1 protein-coding gene is annotated in these 441 nt (G+C 65.1%); it reads left to right on the top strand.

Annotated elements, in window-relative coordinates:
- Nucleotides 1-441 (top strand): hypothetical protein (locus tag J9892_RS21555; protein WP_210538951.1); only part of this gene is annotated, 441 nt, incomplete at both ends.

The raw sequence follows: 441 nt of genomic DNA, 5'->3' as shown, positions 1-441 counted from the left end.
GAATGAGTCGGCGGGGTCGGACAGCAGCAAGGAGTCGACCACGGTGACGGGGGACTTCACCATCAGCGCGCCGGACGGGGTGAAGACCCTGAGCGTGGGTGGCATCAACATCGTGGTGAACGGGGTGGTGGCGGGCTTCCCGCTGAGCGGGGTGACCACGCCGCTGGGCAACACCCTGACCATCACCGGGTACAACCCGGCGACCGGGCTGGTGAGCTACAGCTACACCCTGAACGACAACGAGGCGCACCCGACGGCGAACGGCAACAACAGCCTGTTCGAAGACTTCGCGGTGAGCCTGGTGGACAGCGACGGGGACTCGGCCTCGAACACCCTGAGCGTGCAGATTGTCGATGACGTGCCGACGGCGGTGAGCGACGTCAACCTGACGGCGGCGAGCGAGAACAACCTGGTCCTCAATGGCAACGTCATCACCAACGA

This window comes from Aeromonas sp. Prich7-2, from assembly GCF_017939255.1.
Lineage (GTDB): Bacteria > Pseudomonadota > Gammaproteobacteria > Enterobacterales > Aeromonadaceae > Aeromonas > Aeromonas caviae.
Note: the sequence above shows the minus strand (reverse complement) of the source record. Positions and strands in the feature narration are given on the sequence as shown.